This is a genomic window from Pyxidicoccus trucidator, from assembly GCF_010894435.1.
GTDB lineage: Bacteria > Myxococcota > Myxococcia > Myxococcales > Myxococcaceae > Myxococcus > Myxococcus trucidator.
Genome location: NZ_JAAIXZ010000028.1, coordinates 107,635 through 124,142 on the forward strand (window position 1 = coordinate 107,635; position 16,508 = coordinate 124,142).

General features: G+C 69.8%; 14 protein-coding genes. 5 read left to right on the forward strand and 9 right to left on the reverse strand.

Going from position 1 to position 16,508, the window contains the following annotated elements; genetic code table 11:
* Positions 1-113: 113 nt before the first annotated feature.
* From G4D85_RS45140 to G4D85_RS45160, 5 genes are read right to left on the reverse strand one after another with little or no spacing between them, the layout of a single operon-like run.
* Positions 114-2,864: a PKD domain-containing protein gene (locus tag G4D85_RS45140; RefSeq protein WP_164020700.1), complete on the reverse strand. Its 2,751-nt coding sequence runs from the start codon at positions 2,862-2,864 to the stop codon at positions 114-116.
* Positions 2,865-2,898: 34 nt separating this feature from the next.
* Entirely contained in the window at positions 2,899-3,993 is a 1,095-nt protein-coding gene (locus G4D85_RS45145; RefSeq protein ID WP_164020702.1) for a carboxypeptidase-like regulatory domain-containing protein, read from the reverse strand.
* Positions 3,993-5,633, reverse strand: a complete 1,641-nt coding sequence (locus tag G4D85_RS45150) for a caspase family protein (RefSeq protein ID WP_164020775.1) — start codon at positions 5,631-5,633, stop codon at positions 3,993-3,995. The genes G4D85_RS45145 and G4D85_RS45150 overlap by 1 nt, the downstream gene beginning before the upstream one ends.
* Positions 5,634-5,643: 10 nt before the next feature.
* Positions 5,644-6,447: a hypothetical protein gene (locus tag G4D85_RS45155; RefSeq protein WP_164020704.1), complete on the reverse strand. Its 804-nt coding sequence runs from the start codon at positions 6,445-6,447 to the stop codon at positions 5,644-5,646.
* A 6-nt stretch (positions 6,448-6,453) separates the two neighbouring features.
* Entirely contained in the window at positions 6,454-7,029 is a 576-nt protein-coding gene (locus G4D85_RS45160) for a sigma-70 family RNA polymerase sigma factor (protein ID WP_164020706.1), read from the reverse strand.
* 161 nt (positions 7,030-7,190) lie between these two features.
* On the opposite strand from G4D85_RS45160, the gene serC reads away from it, so the two are divergent.
* The 3 genes from serC (at position 7,191) to G4D85_RS45175 (ending at position 9,291) form a co-directional block, all read left to right on the forward strand.
* The gene (gene serC, locus G4D85_RS45165) at positions 7,191-8,279 is read left to right on the forward strand and encodes a 3-phosphoserine/phosphohydroxythreonine transaminase (RefSeq protein WP_164020709.1); all 1,089 of its coding nucleotides are present in this window, start codon (positions 7,191-7,193) and stop codon (positions 8,277-8,279) included.
* 39 nt (positions 8,280-8,318) lie between these two features.
* A complete protein-coding gene (locus G4D85_RS45170) occupies positions 8,319-8,876 on the forward strand; it encodes a chalcone isomerase family protein (protein WP_164020711.1) in 558 nt (185 codons plus the stop codon).
* 166 nt (positions 8,877-9,042) lie between these two features.
* Positions 9,043-9,291 (forward strand): GlsB/YeaQ/YmgE family stress response membrane protein, encoded by a 249-nt coding sequence (locus tag G4D85_RS45175; protein WP_164020712.1) that lies wholly within the window; start codon positions 9,043-9,045, stop codon positions 9,289-9,291.
* A 17-nt stretch (positions 9,292-9,308) separates the two neighbouring features.
* On the opposite strand, the gene G4D85_RS45180 is transcribed toward G4D85_RS45175, so the two are convergent.
* Positions 9,309-10,349, reverse strand: coding sequence for a PA0069 family radical SAM protein (locus tag G4D85_RS45180; protein WP_164020715.1), 1,041 nt, complete (start codon positions 10,347-10,349; stop codon positions 9,309-9,311).
* A 488-nt stretch (positions 10,350-10,837) separates the two neighbouring features.
* Between G4D85_RS45180 and G4D85_RS45185 the strand changes: the two genes are divergently transcribed.
* Positions 10,838-11,299 (forward strand): peptidase inhibitor family I36 protein, encoded by a 462-nt coding sequence (locus tag G4D85_RS45185; protein WP_164020717.1) that lies wholly within the window; start codon positions 10,838-10,840, stop codon positions 11,297-11,299.
* Positions 11,300-11,569: 270 nt separating this feature from the next.
* Here the strand turns inward: G4D85_RS45185 and G4D85_RS45190 are convergent, their stop codons facing one another.
* From G4D85_RS45190 to G4D85_RS45200, 3 genes are all read right to left on the reverse strand, one after another.
* Positions 11,570-12,499, reverse strand: coding sequence for a DUF6973 domain-containing protein (locus tag G4D85_RS45190; protein ID WP_164020719.1), 930 nt, complete (start codon positions 12,497-12,499; stop codon positions 11,570-11,572).
* Between the two features lie 195 nt (positions 12,500-12,694).
* Complete coding sequence (locus tag G4D85_RS45195) at positions 12,695-14,431, reverse strand: S1 family peptidase (RefSeq protein ID WP_164020721.1); 1,737 nt, start codon at positions 14,429-14,431, stop codon at positions 12,695-12,697.
* 283 nt (positions 14,432-14,714) lie between these two features.
* A complete protein-coding gene (locus tag G4D85_RS45200) occupies positions 14,715-15,650 on the reverse strand; it encodes a DMT family transporter (protein WP_164020723.1) in 936 nt (311 codons plus the stop codon).
* A 70-nt stretch (positions 15,651-15,720) separates the two neighbouring features.
* Here G4D85_RS45200 and G4D85_RS45205 point away from each other — a divergent pair, with 70 nt between their 5' ends.
* The gene (locus G4D85_RS45205; protein ID WP_164020725.1) at positions 15,721-16,506 is read left to right on the forward strand and encodes an AraC family transcriptional regulator; all 786 of its coding nucleotides are present in this window, start codon (positions 15,721-15,723) and stop codon (positions 16,504-16,506) included.
* The last annotated feature ends 2 nt before the right edge of the window (positions 16,507-16,508 follow it).

Below are 16,508 nucleotides of genomic sequence, written 5' to 3' on the forward strand. Positions count from 1 at the left end.
CCTGCCCCTCGCCTGGAAGCCACCGGGCGCCGTGCCCGTGTTGGCTCCGCGTGGTTCCGCACGCCCCGGCGTGGCGAGGTCCGCGGCGCGGCTCCGCTCGCACGGGGACCCTCCTAAGGCCCGGAGTACGTCGCCACGCCCTTGCTGGTGCCGATGTAGCGACCACCCTCCGGCCCCGCGAGCAGCGCGCGCACGTCCGCGTCGGGCAGGCCCTCCTGCTCGGTGAGCAGCGTGACGATGTCCGACTGGAGGTCGTAGCGCACCAGTCCGCGCCGGGTGCCGGCCCACAGGACGTCCCGGGTGCGGGTGCCCGTGGACTGTCGCTCGAAGAGGAGCGCCTGCACCTCCTCGTCGGGCAGGGACCAGGGCGCGTCGCGGAGCGCCGGGCCGGGCCGCCCCAGCGTGCTGAAGCCCTTGCCCGTCCCCGCGAAGACCAGCCCCTCGGGGCTCACGGCCACGGCCCGCACGTCCTCGTCGGTCACCGCGGGCGGCACGTGGAGCGTCACCCTCACCTGCGCGAGCGCCGGCTCGAAGGCGTCCTCCACCTGCACCGTCACTTCGGCCAGTCCGGCCGACGTCGCGGCCCACGCCTTCACCCGCGCCGCGGTGGAGGCGGGGGAGAAGACGACCTGGCGCACCTCGCGTCCCTCCAGCAGGCGCTGGCCCACGACGATGCCCGGACGTCCTCCCAGGGAGGGATTGCTCGCGCGGGTGAGGATGAGGCCCTTGTCCGTGCCCAGCAGCAGCAGGTCGGGCGACTCCAGCGCGGCCACCGACGTCACCCGGTCGTTCGCGGCGCCCAGCGGCCCGCCCGCGAAGCGCACACACGTGCCCTCCACGCAGCGATGCACGCCTCCGCCATCCGTGCCCACGAAGAGCACCTCGCCGTCTTCGCCACGCAGGGAGAACAGCGCCGTCGCCGACTCGCTCACGCCCATGGGCGTCGAGGGCGGCCGCGCGCTGAACACCCACGCCGACTCGCCATCCACGTAGCGCAGCCCGGCGCCGATGAGGGCCAGCGACACCACGGGTCGATCATCAGTCACCGCCTCCACCAGCCAGGAGCGGCCCGGGGGCAGCACCGTGAAGGAGGCCGCGGCCCGGCTCACCGCGCCGCCCCGGTCCTCGGCGCGTAGCACCACCGTGTGCCTGCCGATGCCGGGCGCGGTGAGGTTGACCCCGGGGTTGCCGCCAGTGCCTACCTCCACGCGCCCGCCCAGGCTGTCCAGCCACGCCAGCGACGCGAGGCCGCCCCCCGTGTCCAGGTCTCTCACGAAGCCGGTGGCGAAGATGGAGTGGCCCTCGCGGCATGGCTCCTCGAGGCAGTTCGTGCCGTCCTGCCACAAGCCCTCCACCCGCACCTCCGGCGCCCCGTTCACCGTCACGGCCACCGTGGCGGTGCAGGCCAGGCCCCAGGGGTCCGTCACGGTGAGCGTCAGCACGTGGGGGCCCGGCGTGGTCAGCCGCTGCGTGGTGGCGCTGGCGCCGCTCGCCAGGGCTCCGTCGCGCGAGGACGTCCAAGCGAAGCGCAGGGCCCCTCTCAGGTCCTCCGCGTCGGTGGCCGAGCCCTCCAGCGCCAATGGCCTCCCGGCGTTCACCACCACGGTGGCGCGGGGCGCCTGGATGGAGCAGCCCGTGGGGGCCGAGTTGACGATGACGCGCACCGGCCGCGTCGCGCAGCCTCGCAGCGACGTGTCCTCCGGGTCCACCGCGCAGGCGCTGAGCGTCTGCGCGCCGGCCACGGTGAAGATGGCGGTGACGTCTTCGCCGGTGGCCAGTGGCCGGGGCGACGCGCTGGTGGACCATACGGGCGGCAGCGACTCGCCCGTCTCCGGGTCCACGCACTGGCCGCGCAGCGCGCTGGATGCGCCCAGCAGCAGGCGCGCGCTCTCCTGGGGGGCCTCGATTCCGCACCACGGGGGCAGGTTGGTGACCAGTCGGATGCGCACGCTGTCCGTGGCCGCGTTGCCCAGGCCGTCCACCACTCGCGCCGTCACCGTGTACTCGCCGGGCAGCGTGAAGGTGTGCGACAGGGCGGGTCCCGTGCCGAGCGGGAGGCTCCCCGGTTCCAGGACCCACTGGATGGCGCCGTCCAGGTTGCCCGCGCCGCCGTCGGTGTTGAAGTCCTGCGCCGTGGCGCGGAAGAGGATGGTGGACGCGAAGGGCGCGGGCTCCCCCGTCTTCACGTACACCTCTTCCTGCTCGGGGCGGGTGATGAGCACCGCGGGCGCCCGGGTGGCGCGCACCGTGACGCGCACCGTGGCGGTGGTGCTGGCGCCGGTGGCGGGGTCCGTCGCGGTACAGGTCAGCGTGTCCTCGCCCGCCACCCGGAGCGTCGCGCGCACCGCCTCGCCCTGTGGCAGCGGGCCTGTCAGCGCGGACGTCCAGTGCACCGCGCCGCCCGTCAGCCGCACGCCGCCCACGGTGATGGCTTCACACGCCAGCTCCACCGGCTCGCCCAGGTTGAAGGCGTTGCCGGGCGAGGGCTTGAGGACGGTGGCGACGGGGGCCTCCGTGCCCAGCACACTCACGCGCACGGACGCGCTGGTGGCCTGTCCACCCGAGTCCACCACCGTGGCCGTCAGCGTCTGGTCGCCCGCCTCGCGGAAGGTGGCGGTGGCCCGGACGCCGCGGGTGAGCTGCCCCTCCAGCGAGGACACCCACAGCACGCGCTCACCCAGCGTCTCGCCGTCCTCCGCGTCCTCCACTCGGGCCTCGAAGTCCACGGGCTGCCCCACGCGCAGGGGCGCCGGGCCTTCCGGCCGGAGGATGCTCAGCGTGGGCGCGGCGTTGGGCGGAGGCAGCGGGCCTGGGGGCGTGTCACAGCCTCCCAGGATGGCGGCACCCAGCAAGGCCAGGGCCATGCGGGTACGGGGGGAGGGCAGGGGAGTCACGGCTTCAGCTGCGCGGCCGGCAGACGCGGCCGGCGGCGGAGTCCTCACAGCGCAGGGCGCCCGGGCACTCGCGGTCCGTGGCGCACGGAATGGTGCACGCGCCGTCCACGCAGAGTCCATCGGTCAGCCCCTGGTCCCGGCACCGCGCGTCCCCGTCGCATTGCGTGCTGAGCCCCAGCAGGCCATGGCAGCCCTCGAAGCGTGCCGCGTCCGGCAGGCACCGGCCGCCCTGGCAGGTGAAGCCCGAGGCGCACGCGTCCTCCGCGGCTCCTTCGGCGCCGTCAGCGCACTCCGCCACGCAGGCCGCGCTGCCTTCGGGCAGGTCCTGGCACGTCGCGCCCTGCTGGCACTTCCAGTTCCCATCACACGGGGCGCACCAGGCGCCGGGGCCCTCGCAGCGGAAGCCCTTGCAGGACAGGCCCTCGCCGCACTGCGCGTCCTCGTAGCACTCCACGCACTTGTTGTTGGGCGCGCACCGCAGGCCCTCCGCGCAGCCCGTCACCGCGCAGCCGCGGTTGGCGGAGTCCTCGTCTGCTTCCAGGTCGAGCTTGATTTCCTTCTTCTCGCCGGGCCCCACGCACGCCTCGGCCTGCAGCAGGGAGAAGCCGATGGCGGACACCGTCACGCCGTAGCAGCCGTCCGGCAGCGGCCCCACCCGGAGCCGCCCCTTGTCGTCCAGCTGCAGTCGCTGGAAGGGCGTGCCCACCACGGACACCTGCGCGCCCGTCACGCGCTGTCCCTGCGCGGCCTTCACCTTCAGGTCGAAGAAGCCGGCGTCCTTCGTCGCCACTTTCTTCACGTCGATGGACTGGCCGCCCTGCACCGTCACGCCGACGCGCGCCGCCTTCTCCGCGGTGGCCACGATGAACAGCTCGACGGGGCCCGCCGGTACGCCTTCCAGCGCGAAGCGCCCCTCGGCGTCCACGTTGCTGCGCAGCCCGGGCTGGCCCACCAGCGCCACCAGCGCCACGGCCGGGTCGAACTCGGTGAGCTGACCGCGCACGGTGCCCACCCGGAAGGGGTCGTTCTTCAGGTTGCCGCACGCGCCCGCGACCAGCGCGAGCAGGGTGGCCATCGCGATGTGGAAAGTCGTGCGCATCAGAACCGATACCCCGCGCCGGCCCAACCGCCGGTGAAGCCCACGGCCTGTCCCTGTCCGTCCACCACCACGTACGTCAGCATGAGCTGGGCTTGTGACATCAGCTCCAGCCGCTCCCCGACCCGCCACACCACGCCGCCCACTACGCCGGGACTGACCGTGAAGAAACTCTGGCTGCCGGCGAAGGCCTCCACGTCGAAAGACCGCCCCAGGTACAGAGCGGCCACACGCGGGCCGGCGAACAGGGTGAATCGCTCCCACCGCCACAGGTACGGCAGCGCCGCCCCGGTGGTGAAGGTGGTGTAGCCAAAGGGCACCTCGCTGCCCGGGGCCATCCGCAGCTTCTGCCGGCCGGTGCTGAAGCCCACGTCGAAGAGCAGCGCGAAGTCCTGGAGCGGCATGTCCTCCAGCCGCAGCGACACCGCCACCTCAGGGGCCCTGGGCAGCAGCTCGTTGCGGCTGCGCGCGTCCGCGAAGGTGAACATGCCGCCCAGCAGCGACAGCGAGCGCCGGGGGAAGGCCTCCGACAGCAGCCGCTCCAGCGGCAGCCGCTCTCCCACGCCGATGTCCACCTCGCGCCGCACCAGCACCGCGTCGCCCTTGGTCAGCTCCACCGTGCGCCTGCCCGGCACCACCGCCGCGCCGCCCGGCAGGTCCGTCCGGGGCTCTCCGTCCACCTTGAGGGTGAAGCCGTCCAGCCGCGGGTTGTAGGAGAACAGCTCCGGTCGGCCCGTCCGGGCGATGCTGCCCGACAGCACCACCGGGTCCGCGCCCACTTCGAGGATTTCCGCCGAGGGCCGCTGCCGTCCCTCGGTGAAGGCGAAGGTGCGGCGGCGCGCGTAGTCATGCGCCTCCGTGGCGGTGACGGCCCCGTCCACGTTGCGGTCGGCCGTACCGCCCAGGCCCTCGATGAGGAAGTGGGTGTAGATGTCGTTGCGCAGGCCCTCGTCCTCGCGCGCCGTCTCGCCCCAGTCACAGGCGGCGAACACCAGCGAGGCTCGCGACGACTCCTCCAGGGGACGCGCGTAGAAGCCCGACTTGATGCCGGCCAGCTCCGCCTCCAGCTCCTTGGGCAGCAGCGACTTGCCGCTGCCGCTGTGGCAGGTGGCCAGCACCAGCAGTCGCCGCCGGCTGGACAGCCCGTCGAACTCCGCCTTCAGCGCGTCCATGGACAGCGCCGTCTGGGGGATGGCGCGGAAGGACGCGTCGCGCGTCACCAGGTAGCGCCGCAGCTCGCCCTGGTTGTCGCGCGCCAGCGTGCCGTGCGCGGAGAAGTAGACCACCACCACGTCGTCGGGCCGGTGCGCCTCCTTCCGGAGCTGCCGCAGCGCCGCGAGGATGGACGCGCGCGTCGTCTCCTCCGGCCGCGTGAGCACGCGCACCTGGTCGAACCGGCCGCGAGTCGGGTCCCTCAGCGCCTCCGCCAGGTCCGTGGCGTCCTTCGTGGTGTAGCGCAGGCCACGCCAGTGCGGGTCGTCGAACTCGGAGATGCCCACCAGCAGCGCCATGCGCCGGGGCGTGTAGGCCGTGGAGAGCGCCTCCTCGTCGAGCCGGAGTGGCACGAGGCCACCCTTCTCCACGGAAGCAGGGCCCGCGCACGCGGCCAGGCCCATCAGCAGGATGGATAGGAGGTGCCTCACACGCATGCCGTCAGCGGTGATTCTGACCGCTTCCGACGTTCACGTCGAACCTCGTCACCGCCAGCCGGTGCTGTTCCCAGGCCGTACTTCCTCCCACCAACACTTCCCGCACCGCGTCTGGTGAGGGCTCGTGACGTCCGGCCGAGCCCACCAGCCACAGCGTCACGGGTCCGGCCTCGCCCTCCAGGCTCACCCCGGCCAGTCCCTGAGGCCCCTGCAGGTCATGCGTCCCCGCCTCGAGCGGGAAGCGGCCGAGCAGCTCCGGGCCCTGGCCGGCCCGCTGCTGGAAGAGCAGGGCGGTGCCGGCCTCGGTGGCGTGGTAGCGCAGCAGGAGCACGTCCGCACCCTCGACGGGCGACTCGGGGTCCAACCGTCGCAGGCTGCCGTCCGCGCCCCGGGCGACCACCGCCAGCTCCAGGGCGATGTTGCCGGCCGGGCCCTTCACGCCGTCCCACCCGGTGTCCACCGCCGGGTTCGCCTCGCGCAGACGGGGCACGAGCACCACCGCCAGGACGCTGGCGGCGATGGCGCCTGCGATGAGGCCCCAACGCCGGGCCTCCGGTCGGGGCTGGCGCAGGCCGCGGCGCACGCGCGCCAGGCCCAGCTCGTCCAGCGGGGCCTGCTGCTTCGCCGCCGGGCCCAGGCCGAGCAGCAGCGCATCCACCTGTCCGTCCAGCAGGTCGGGGCCGGTGTGGGTGGCCAGGAACTCCTCACACGTCTCGCACGCGGTGGCCAGGTGCTCGCGGAAGTACGCCACCGCCTCCGGCTCCCGGCGGGCAAGCGCGCTCATCGCGTCGGCATTCAGGTGTCTCATCACGTCTCACTCCCACCGACCGGCGAGCACCCGCCGGAGCAACTCGCGCTTGATGCGGGAGCGGAACCGCTCCAGCCGCATCGTCACCGCGCTCTTTCCCACGCCGAGCTTCTCGGCAATCTCTCGCGCGGACAGCTCACCCTCGATGTAGAAGAGGTGCACCGTCCGCTTCTCCTCGCCCTCCGGCAGCTCATCGATGAGCCGCCGCACCACCTCGATGTCGCGCTCCAACTGGAGCGCCTCCGGGATGTGGGGGACTGTCTCCGGCTCCGGGTCCGCGACGTCATCTTCCAGCCGCCGCGTGCTCGACTTGCGCTCCAGCCGCGTCCGCGCCCGGTTTCGGGCAATGGACAGCAACCACGCCTCGAATGCCCCCACCTCCTTCAGCCGCGGGAGCGCACGGAACGCCCGGACGAAGGTCTCCTGGATGACGTCCTCCACCTCGTCTGGATCCAACGGGGCGAACCCCGCCACCAGCCTCGCCACCATGGGCCGGGAGCGCCGGTACAGCTCACTGTAGGCGGACGCCTCCCCGCGGGCCGCCCGCATTACCCACTCCGTCAACCCCTCCGAGGAACCCACCTGACCTCCAGACCCGCGAATCCACCCGCCGGCCACGCATCCAGGGAAAACCCGCCGCTCACGCCGGGAAGCAGCCTGGCAGTCTCCTTCCCGCTGGCCCCCGGGGGGGCTCCACGAGGAAGAATGCCGGCCCGGCCGTTCATTTTCCAAAGGACACTGCCATGCGCGTCATCAACTTCAACCCCGGCCCGGCCGGCCTGCCCCTTCCAGCCCTCGAGCGGGCCCGGGACGAGTTGCTCGACTTCCAGGGCTCGGGCATGTCCGTCATGGAGCACAGCCACCGGGGGAAGGAGTACGAGGCCGTCCACGACGGGGCCATTTCCCTCCTGACGGAATTGCTCGGCATTCCCGCCACCCATCAGGTGCTCTTCCTCACCGGCGGCGCCTCGCAGCAGTTCGCCCAGGTGCCGATGAACTTCCTCACCCCGGAGGCCGGCGCGGACTACCTGATGACGGGGGTGTGGAGCGAGAAGGCCTTCGACGAGGCGAAGTACTACGGGAAACCCCGCGTCGCGGCCACCACCGTCCAGCCGGACAAGCACTACATGCGCGTGCCGCGCCAGGACGAGCTGAAGCTGGACGCGAAGGCGGCCTACGTCCACCTCACGAGCAACAACACCATCTACGGCACGCAGTTCCACACCTTCCCGGACGTGGGCAGCGTGCCCCTCGTCGCGGACATGAGCTCGGACTTCCTGTGGAAGGGGTTCGACGTGAGCCGCTTCGGGCTCGTCTACGCGGGCGCGCAGAAGAACCTGGGCCCCTCGGGCGTGACGCTGGTGGTGGCCGACAAGGGCTTCATCGCCCGGGGCCGGAAGGACATCCCCAAGTTCTTCCGCTACAGCACCCACGCGGAGAACAACTCGCTCTACAACACGCCCCCCACCCTCGCCATCTACCTGGTGCGCAACGTGCTGGCGTGGATGAAGGACGTGGGCGGCCTGGGCCAGCTGGAGCGGTGGAATCGCGAGAAGGCCGCGCTGCTCTACGGCGCCATCGACCGGAACGCGGGCTTCTACCGGGCCCCCGTGGAGCGCGAGTCCCGTTCAGTGATGAACGTCGTCTTCCACCTGCCCTCGGAGGACCTGGACATCACCTTCGTGGCCGAGGCGAAGAAGGCGGGCATGGTGGGACTGAAGGGACACCGCACCGCGGGCGGCATCCGCGTCTCCACCTATAACGCCGTGACTGTGGAGAATGTGCGCACCCTGGCCTCCTTCATGGACCACTTCGTGAAGATGCGCGGCTAGGCTGCGTCCAACCCCACGGATTTCCCAACCGGAGGTTTCATGAAAGCCAAGCTGTCCGCCGTCGCGCTGTCCCTGCTGCTCGCCGCTCCCGCCTTCGCCAAGGAGGTCGCTGGCGTGAAGTATCCGGAGACCGCCACCGTCGAAGGCAAGGAGCTGAAGCTCAACGGGGTGGGCGTACGCACCAAGATGGTCTTCAAGGTCTACACGGCGGGGCTGTACGTGGAGAACCCGTCCAAGGACGGCGCGAAGCTCATCAGCGCCGACGAAATCAAGCGCGTGCGCATGTACATGCTGCGCGACCTGGACAAGAAGACCATCGGCGAAGCCATGGCCGAGGGCTTCAAGAAGAACGCCGGCGCCAAGCTGCCGGAGCTCCAGCCCAAGCTGGACACCTTCACCGCGGCCCTCCCCGACGTGAAGAAGGGTGACGAAATCACCCTCACCTACGTGCCCGGCCAGGGCACCCAGGTGCAGAGCAAGAGCGGCAAGCAGATCACCGTCGAGGGCAAGGACTTCTCGGACGCGCTCTTCTCCGTCTTCGTGGGCGCGAAGCCCGTGGACGGCGACCTCAAGGACGGGATGCTCGGCAAGGACTGAGCGTTCCGCTTCGCGTGAGGAAGTCCCGGCGCCCCGTGTCCGACACGGGGCGTCGTCGTTTCCAGCCCCCGGGGGCAATACCCCGGCGCCTTTCGCGTACGGAAGGGGGTGCCCGGCTGCACGGGGGTGTCAGGTCTGATAGCAACCGGTGGGCAAGGAGGAAGCAATGGGGATCTGCTCGTGGCTGGTGCTGGGCGGTATCGCGGGTTGGTTGGCCAGTATGATCAAGGGCACCAATGCCCGGATGGGGATGTTCGCGAACATCGCCACCGGCATCGTCGGCTCCATGATTGGCGGCTGGCTGTTCAGCCTGATTGGCGGCAGGGGCGTGACGGGCTTCAACCTCTACTCGCTGGCCGTGGCCACGGTGGGGGCCGTCATCCTCATCACCATCGTCCAGGCCATTCGAAAATAGCCGCCGCGACGCGCCCCTCAGAACAGGCTGAGCTGGGGCGTGGGCGGCGGCTTGCGCTCCGGGCGCCGGAAGGTGTCCGGAGCGTCGTGCTCGGTGACGGAGGAGGTGCGGATGCCGACCTTCCTCGCCGCGGTGTGGAAGAGGCGGTGGATGGTCTCCGCGTAGAGCCCCTCGCCGCGCATGCGGCTCTTGAAGCGTGAGTCCGTCAGCTCCCCGCCGCGCGTCTCGCGGATGCGGTGCAGCACCCGCTCGGCGCGCAGCGGCAGCTTCGCGCGCAGGCGCTCCTCGAAGACCTGCTGCACCGGGCCGGGCAGGCGCACCAGCGTGTGGTGCGCGCGGGTGGCGCCGGCCGCGCGCGCCGCGGCCAGCACCCGGGGGATGTCCTCGTCATTGAGGCCGGGGATGACGGGGGACACGGACACCGCCACGTCGATGCCCGCCGCGGTGAGCCGCTGAATCGCGAGCAGCCGCCGGCTCGGTGACGCCGCGTACGGCTCCATGGCGCGGGCCAATTCCGCGTTGTGGAAGGGCAGGCTGATGCTCACCCATAGCCGCGCGTCCCGGGCCAGGCGCTGAAGCACGTCGAGGTCCCGCTCTATCAACACGCCCTTGGTGATGATGCCCACCGGGTTGCGGTACTCGGCGCAGACCTCCAGGCACCCGCGTGTCAGGCGCAGCGAGGCCTCCAGCGGCTGGTAGCAGTCGGTGACGCCGCTGAACACCACCGTCTCGCCCTTCCACGAGGGCTTCTCGAAGGCCTCGCGCAGCAACTCCGGCGCGCGGGGCTTCACCACCAGCTTCGTCTCGAAGTCCGTGCCGGCGCCCAGGTCGAGGTACTGGTGGGTGGGCCGGGCGTAGCAGTACGCGCAGGCGTGGAGGCAGCCGCGGTACGGGTTGACGCTCCAGGTGAAGCACACGTCCGGGCTGTCGTTGCGCGACACCACCTGACGGCTGTGGTCCTCGAACACCTCCAGCTTCGAGGGCGGAATCTCGTCCAGGTACTCCACCGCGGTGCTCGCCCAGGGGTTGGGCGGATTGTCGATGGGCCTCGCCTTCACATGCTCAAAGTGGACCTGAAAGCACGTTCAGTCAAGGGATTCGAATCCTTGCTCCGTCCAGTCGTCCCGGCCGGTAGCAGGGAGTCCCAAGGGGTTTGCTGCATCCTTGCTGCAAGGTCCGGCTCCTGCTCGGCTCCGCGCGCTGCCGGGCGGGGCGGAGCGCCTGCTCACCGTGCGTGAGGTGACGGAGCGGCTGGGGGCTGCACGGCTACCGCTCCACCCTGGGCTCACGCAGGCACCTGACCTCCCGCGTGGGTGGGCGTGGATCGCTCGGGACAGGAGAGCAGTCGAATGCCCGCGCCGTGCCGAGCTCCAATCCGGTGGCAAGCTTCTTCTGACTGCCTATGTCCGGACAGCCAAACCCATGGGAGAACGGTATGACGAGCACGTACTCAGGACAGCTCACCGCGAGCGGTGACAACTCGGCTCCTCTTGATCCCAAGCACCCGGTCGTGGCGGACCTCCGGCATGGACTGTGGGGGGGAAGCATGTTCAGGAAGTTCCGGTCGTTCGCCATTGCGGGCGGGGCTGCCCTCGCGGTCACCTTGATGGTCGGAGGAACGGCTCAAGCGGCATCGGAGGCGGTCGCGGTCGTCGAGAAGACCACCAGCGACGATGGCGTCACCACCACCACCCTGAGCAACGGGGTCGTGATGGAGGAGGCCCCGGAAGGTACCGCTGAAGCCCGCAGCAAGAAGTGCGGCTCGAAGGAAGTCTGCTTCTGGAAGAAGAAGAACTACGAAGGCTCCAAGCTCAGCATCTCCCTGCCAGGCACGGACTGCTACACCCTGGTGGGTGGGGTGTTCCTGGTGCGGTCGCTCAAGGTCGGCGCCCAGGACGGCATCACCGCGATGCGCACGGAGGAGAACTGCAAGGGCACGCCGTCACCGAGCTACGCCGGAGGCGCGAAGGTACCCAACACCGAGTTCGCCATGGAATCCGTCCGCTGAGCCAGTCGCGAGACCGGAGCACGGCTCGGCCTCTCCGCCTTGAAGCGTGCCGTCCACGCCTTGAACGTCGGGAACGCCTTCGCCGCGGTGCCTCCGGACGGATTGAACCCGAGCTGGTTCATCGTCACCTCACCGAGGGTGGTGCCCTCCAGGCCTGTACCTGACGGCGGGCCACGTGCCTGCCACTCACGAGGAGGACGAGGCCCAGTGCAACGAGGACGCCGACGCCCGGATTTCCCTCTCCGTGCCCTGAGCTCCCTGAAGCGCCTGCTAGTCGCAATAGTCTCCGCCCCGGTCGGTGGCGACGAGATGTGAGCGGCCTTTTCCGCCGCAAGAGATGCGCAAGAGGTCGCCCCGCTTGAAGCTGCGGTCCACACCATCGTCGACGCTGGTGACGATGTTCGCGCGCTTGCCGTGACCCCGCCCGACGGCGTTGTTGTGCAGGTCCATGCGCCTTTCGATCTTGGGATTCTTCGGCCGCGCTTCGTGCGCGTTGCCAAGCGCCTTCGCCCAGAGCTCCGAATGGTAGAACGTCATCAGTGCGCTCCAGTAGGCATGCTTGAACGCGTCTCCCTTGCCGTTGTGCAGCTTTCCGTAGCGCTTCGCCTTTTGCTCAGCGACCTGGCCGAGCGCAAACGAGCTCGCGCAGAAGTCCGGAAAGGCGATGCAGAGCTTCTTCTCCTGGGGCCCGAGCGCCAGTGTCTCGACGTCATCCGAAGCTGCTTTCTTTGGCGCCGCGGGCAGCCCTTCGAGCTTCTTCTCCAGACGTTGCGCGAAATCTGGAGTGGACTCCGCGGTCAGGCCCTCCTTCCGGAGCTCTTCGAGCGCCTGAAGGAATTGGTCGGGGTCGACCGACTCGATGCGCCTGGCCAGTGCCTCCGAGTCCGAGGCCGCCTTGCCTTTGGGGCGGGGGTGGTCCTTGATGAACCTGTCTGCGTCCTCGGTCAAAGCCTCATCACTGACGTCGAGTGCCTGGGCCTCGGCGGCAATCTCGGGGGCTGCCTCGACCTGTTCAGCCTCCTGCTCCTCCTCGGCAGGGGGACCAGCGCTGGCACCGGCTGGCGCCAGGACGGCCAGGCCGGCCAGCGGTAGCAGGGTCCAGACCGTTGCCAGCAGCCTCTTTCGAAGCTTGCCGGGCACCGTCTGCCAGGGGACCAGGCGCTCTGGACTTCGCGCGTTCTCTCGCTGTGCTCGCGACATTTCGGGCTCCTCCACTCGCAGGTGCCATGCACCAGGACAGAGGTAATCGCTCTCCTACCGATGCAACAGGGGAGCACCTGCATCCAGGCTGGGCGAAGCAAGCCCTGCGCAGACAGCCTCTGGAGGTGGAGTGCCGTGAAGGCACTCCGGTGCGCGTGAGCGGAACTCCGCCCGCCGCGCACCGGAGTTGTGGGCTCAGAGGTTGGTGATGAAGCTCAGGGTGAACTGCGAGTCCGCGAGCATCCCCGTGGGGTTCCGGCAGTGGACGGTGACGTCGGTGCCCCCGGCGCCATCCGTGCTCCAGCTTCCGACATTGCAGTAGAGGTTGGCGCTTCCGTAGGCAGTCACCGTCGCGCTCGTCTTGTTGGACGAGGTCATGTTGGGGATGTTGACCCCATACGTGCCCACGGAAGGATGGGTGGCCGTCAGGGAGTTCCCCTGGCTGTGCCACTGGTACGTGGCGAACGGCGTGTGGGAGGCGGACGTGGCGTCACTCGCCCAGGCGTACGCCCCGCGCTGGCCGTTGTTCGCGACGTGCTGGTCGGTGTAGCGCAGGGTCCAGACCGAGTCGGACGGGTTGCCCGCGGTGTCGAAGCACCGCACGTTGACGCTGCTCGTGCTCCAGCTGGCGACCTTGCAGTAGTCGGTGGTGGAGCCGTAGGCCGTCACCTGGACGTTGCCGCCCGAGGTGGTGAAGCCCGGCAGCGAGGCCTGGTAGACGCCCACGCCGCTGCGGGTGACCTGGTTCGTGCCACCGCGCGAGTTGTAGGAGTAGTCGCTGGAGGGCGTGTAGCTCGCGGAGGTCGGCTGGCTCGCCCAGAGGTAGGCGCCCTGCTCGGGGTTGCCCGCGCCCGCGCGGTAGTACTGCGCGACGAAGGTCGTGTCAGCGTCCACGCCCGCCGGAGTGAAGCACTGGACCCAGACCTGCTGGGTCGTTCCGGAGGGGCCCCAGCTGACGGGCTTGCACCGGTTGGCGGAGTTGTAGGCGGTCACCTGGACGTTGCCATTGGACTGGCCGAGTCCCGGCAGGTCGACGCGGTAGTAGCCGGTGCCGAGGCGGGTGATGGCGTTGGTGCCGCCGGTGGAGTTGAACGAGTAGTTGGCGCTCGGGTTGTAGCTGGCGGACGACGGCTGGTCCGCCCAGACGAAGCCGAAGGCGGCGGGAATGATGCTGCGAATCCAGGGCAGCGCGACATCGATGCGCGAGCCGGTGGCGTTGCCGGTAGCGACGCCACAGCCGCCCGGAGAGTTCGTGTGCGCGGCCACGAGTTGGAAGACGCCGCCGACCTGGGTGAACACGGAGCCGCCGCTGTCTCCGCCGCACATCTCCTCGGTGTTGACGTTGAGGTAGAAGAGGTCGAGCGCGTTCGAGCCCGTCACGCGGAATTCACCCTCCTGCATGTTGTCGGGGGTGGTGTTGTTTTCGATGCGGCCCCAACTGGCCGGTGTCACGGCGGCGTTGACGGCCGGAATCGCCGTGGCGAGCTGAACGATGGGGGCGCTGGACGGCGTGGCGAGCCGGAGCAGCGCGAGGTCATTGGTGTTGTTGAGGAAGACCTCTGCCCCCTGGATGACCTGGCCGCGGCTGGTGTCGCTGATGCGGGTGCGGTTGAGCGACGCCCAGACTTCGGTGGCCGAGAGCTCCGCGGCGGAGATGGTTCCGTCGAGGTTGGCGTCGAAGCAGTGCTGCGCCGACAGGACCCAGCCCGGGGCGATATGCGAGCCGCTGCAGGTGCGGTTCGCGGTCGAGGTGGCGGAGCTCGTGTGCAGTGAGACTGCCCACGGATAGGTGCCGTCGGGAACAGCGGTTCCCCGGGCAATCCCGGCCTGCTGAGCTCCGAGCTCGATTCGCTCGGGAGCCTCACCCTCGGGCATGCCGCAGCCCACACCGCCGGCGAGCAGTGCCAGGACACTCCACTTCGTCGTCTTCATGGTTTCTCTCTCGTGTTCGGAGCGCGAGTTCCGTCATGCGAGAGCAGGGCCGTGCTCGCGTGCACGAGCCCTTTGCGCCGCGAAAAGTGGAGACCGGCGCGCAACACCGCGGTTCTGGGTGTTGCTTGCATGACCAACCCGAGAACGGACCCCTGCCGGGTTTTCCCTCACCGGCTTTCGAAAAAGGTCGAACGTGCGTAGGACAGAGCGCCCAGCGTCCTCGCCACGCACCTCGGCCAACTCCTCCACCACCACACTGAAGCCTCGCACGCTCGCGGAGCGCTCAGGTCGTCCCCGTCTTCAGCGCGGGAGCATGCCGCAGCAGGCTGGAGCCACTGACGATGAGAATCCCGGTGAGCACCAACACGGCCCCCACGGCGAAGAAGCCGTCCGCATGCTCATTCAGCACCAGGATGCCCGCGCTGACGCCGAACAGGGGCGTCATGAAGGAGAAGACCGACAGGTTGGAGGCGAGATACCGGCGCAGGAGCCAGAACCAGGTGAGGTAGCTGGCGAAACAGACGATGACGCCCTGGAACAGCAAGCTCGCCCACGCGATGGGGGCCATCGATATCGGGCCGGCCTGTCCGGTGAGCAGGGCCACCGGCAGCAGGAGCGCGACGCCGCCCACCAGCTGGTAGAGGAGCGTCTGGGTAGGCGGCGCATCAGACAGCGACGAGACACGAATCACCACGGTGGTGGCGCCCCAGGCCAGGCCCGCGAGCAGTCCCAGCGCATCGCCCCAGAGCACACCCGGGCTGATGCCTCCTTGGAGCCACCCGCCGCCAAAGGCCAGCGCGATGCCCGCGAAAGCCACGCCGATGCCCAACCACTGCGTTCGCCGCATCCGCTCGGAAGGCACCAGCCAGTGCAGGCCCAGCGCGGCGAAGACGGGGGACGTGTAGAGGAAGACGCCCATGTGCGAAGCGTGCGTGTGACGCAGCCCCTCGCCGACGAAGAGGAATTCCAGGGCGAAGAGCACACCCGCGAGAAGGCCAGGGCGCCAGGGGCCATGACGTAGGAGCCTCCGCTCGCCTTGCAGCCAGCACAGCAGCCCCACGAGCAGCGCCCCCACACCCGAGCGCACCGCCATCTGCATCAGGGACGGAATGTGGGGGGCGGCCAGCTTGACGGCCACCTGCTGCATGCCCCAGATGCAGCACAGCACGAGCATGGTCACGAGCGCGAAGCCGTCCGCGGGTTTCCGATGAGAACTCATGCGAACATCCTTCGCATGGCGGAGCTGATTGATATAGCGAGACTCCGACAACCCATCCCGAGAAGGCGCCATGGCGAAGCAGCTCCAGGTTCCTTTCACCTCCAAGCTCCCTCACCCCGTGTATTTCCGGACGGCAAGCCTGCCTGCCGCGGCGACGTATCCCCGGCATCGGCATCCCTGGGGTGAGTTCGTCTACGCGTTCAGCGGGGTGATGGAGCTGAAGCTGGCGGGCAGCCACTACCTGGCGCCACCGCAGTACGGCATCTGGCTTCCACCCGACGTGGAGCATCGGGGAATGAACCGCTTCGAGGCGAGCCACTGCTCGCTCTACCTCGCGCAGGAGTGGTGCCGGGGACTGCCCAGGACGACGTGCGCGCTGGCGGTGAGTCCGCTGATGAAGTCATTGCTGGAGCACCTGCGCGCGAATGAACTGGCGCAGCCGCGCACGAGCGCCGAGCGCCGGCTGTTCCGGGTGCTCATCGACCAACTGACGCTGGCCCCCGCCCATGGGAGCTACCTGCCCATGTCCGACGACCCGCTCTTGGAGCCGGTCCTCACGGCACTCGAGCAACACCCGGAGGATGAACGCTCCCTGGCCGAGTGGGCTCGCGTGCTGCACACCACCGAGCGCACGCTGGAGCGGCGCTGTCAGCAACACCTGGGGCTGTCGTTCAGCGAGTGGCGCCAGCGGCTGCGCGTGGTCAAGGCGCTCGCGATGCTGGAGCAGGGCCAGTCGGTGGAGGCCATCGCGCTCGACCTGGGCTACAGCAGTGCCTCCGCCTTCATCGCGATGTTCCGGCGGATGACTGGCACCACGCCGGACAAGGCCCGCAGCCACGGCTTCGTGGCCTCGTAAGC

Excerpts from the sequence above, each read along its gene's own strand:
- G4D85_RS45155 (WP_164020704.1), bottom strand. The coding sequence starts at position 6,447 with ATGAGACACCTGAATGCCGACGCGATGAGCGCGCTTGCCCGCCGGGAG.
- serC (WP_164020709.1), top strand. The coding sequence starts at position 7,191 with ATGCGCGTCATCAACTTCAACCCCGGCCCGGCCGGCCTGCCCCTTCCA.
- G4D85_RS45195 (WP_164020721.1), bottom strand. The coding sequence starts at position 14,431 with ATGAAGACGACGAAGTGGAGTGTCCTGGCACTGCTCGCCGGCGGTGTG.
- G4D85_RS45170 (WP_164020711.1), top strand. The coding sequence starts at position 8,319 with ATGAAAGCCAAGCTGTCCGCCGTCGCGCTGTCCCTGCTGCTCGCCGCT.
- G4D85_RS45200 (WP_164020723.1), bottom strand. The coding sequence starts at position 15,650 with ATGAGTTCTCATCGGAAACCCGCGGACGGCTTCGCGCTCGTGACCATG.
- G4D85_RS45205 (WP_164020725.1), top strand. The coding sequence starts at position 15,721 with ATGGCGAAGCAGCTCCAGGTTCCTTTCACCTCCAAGCTCCCTCACCCC.
- G4D85_RS45175 (WP_164020712.1), top strand. The coding sequence starts at position 9,043 with ATGGGGATCTGCTCGTGGCTGGTGCTGGGCGGTATCGCGGGTTGGTTG.
- G4D85_RS45145 (WP_164020702.1), bottom strand. The coding sequence starts at position 3,993 with ATGCGCACGACTTTCCACATCGCGATGGCCACCCTGCTCGCGCTGGTC.
- G4D85_RS45140 (WP_164020700.1), bottom strand. The coding sequence starts at position 2,864 with ATGGCCCTGGCCTTGCTGGGTGCCGCCATCCTGGGAGGCTGTGACACG.
- G4D85_RS45190 (WP_164020719.1), bottom strand. The coding sequence starts at position 12,499 with ATGTCGCGAGCACAGCGAGAGAACGCGCGAAGTCCAGAGCGCCTGGTC.
- G4D85_RS45185 (WP_164020717.1), top strand. The coding sequence starts at position 10,838 with ATGTTCAGGAAGTTCCGGTCGTTCGCCATTGCGGGCGGGGCTGCCCTC.